Consider the following 1,696-nt stretch of genomic DNA (forward strand, 5'->3'; position numbering starts at 1 on the left):
CCCGCTGCGCAGGGCCTGCATCGCCCAGTGCATCGCCACCAGCGACGACGAACACGCCGTGTCCACCGTCACCGCCGGACCCTCCAGGCCCAGGGCGTACGACACCCGGCCCGACGCCAGACTCGCCGAGCTGCCGCTGCCGCGGAAGCCCTCGAACTCGGGGGCGGCCAGCACCGCGCCGTAGTCGCTGTACATCACACCGGCGAACACACCGGTCGCACTGCCCTTGAGCGACACCGGGTCGATCCCGGCCCGCTCGATCGCCTCCCACGACGCTTCGAGCAGCAGCCGCTGCTGCGAGTCGGTCGCCAGCGCCTCGCGCGGGCTCATCCCGAAGAACGCGGGATCGAACTCGCCCGCTTCGTGCAGGAATCCGCCCGAGCGCGTGTACGCCGTACCGGCGTGGTCCGGGTCCGGGTGGTAGAGCGACTCGATGTCCCAGCCGCGGTTGGTCGGGAAGCCGGATATGACGTCCGCGCCCTCGGTGACCAGTCGCCACAGGTCCTCGGGCGAGGTCACGCCGCCCGGATAGCGGCAGCTCATCCCCACGACCACGATCGGGTCGTCCGCCTCCGCGGCGCCGCGTCCGGCCGCGGGCAGCGCCACGGCCACCTCGGCGCCGAGCAGTTCTTCGAGGATGTATCCGACCAGGCTCCGCACGGTCGGGTAGTCGAAGACCAGCGTGGCGGGCAGCCGCAGCCCAGTCACGGCGTTGAGCCGGTTGCGGAGCTCGACCGCGGTGAGCGAGTCGAAGCCCAGCTCACGGAAGGCACGCCCGGGATCGATGTCCTCGCCGCCCGCGTGGCCCAGGACGAGGGCGGTCTGGCCGCGCACGAGGTCGAGCAGCAGGTCGAGACGCTCTTCCGTCTCCAGCCGGTTCAGCTTCTGCACGAGGCCACTGGCCGTGCTCGATCCGGCGACGGAGGCACGGCGGGTACGGGTGCGGATCAACGAGCGCAGCAGCGGCGGGACTTCGCCCTGTGCGCGCAATGTCGGGAGGTCCAGCCGCACGGGTACGACGACGGGCTCCGAGGTGGACTGCGCCACGTCGAAGAGCGCCACGCCCTGCTCGGGCGTCAGCGCCCGCACGCCGGAGCGGGCGTGCCGGTCCGCCTCGGTCTCGGCCAGGGTGCCCGTCATGCCGCCGGTGCGGTCCCACGGGCCCCAGGCCAGGGACAGGCCCGGCAGCCCCTCGGCCCTGCGGCGCTCCATCAGCGCGTCCAGGAAGGCGTTTCCTGCCGCGTAGTTGCCCTGACCCGCGCTGCCGATGACGCCGGCGACGGAGGAGAAGACCACGAACGCGGTGAGGGCGTGGTCCTGTGTCAGTTCGTGCAGGTTCCACGCCGCGTCGGCCTTGGGCCGCAGGACCGCGTCCAGCCGCTCCGGCGTCAGCGAGCCCAGCACACCATCGTCCAGCACACCGGCGGTGTGGATCACGGCGGAGACGGTGTGACGTGCCAGCAGGTCGGCCAGCGCGTCCCGATTGGCGACGTCGCACGCCTCGACCGAGACCTCCGCGCCCAGCTCCGTCAACTCGCCCACCAGGGCTTCGGCGCCGTCGGCGCCCGCACCCCGGCGGCTCACCAGCAGCAGACGGCGCGCACCGTGCTCCGCCACCAGGTGGCGGGCCATCACCGCGCCCAGACCACCCGTACCACCCGTGATCAGGACACTGCCGTCGCCGTCCCACACCGGG

The 1,696-nt window shown here is 72.7% G+C and carries 1 protein-coding gene; it reads right to left on the reverse strand.

Features of this window, described 5'->3' with window-relative positions; all coding sequences use genetic code 11:
* Positions 1-1,696: type I polyketide synthase (locus ACWD0Y_RS36595; protein WP_450264566.1), on the reverse strand; the 1,696-nt coding region annotated here is incomplete at both ends.

This window comes from Streptomyces altiplanensis, assembly GCF_053591575.1.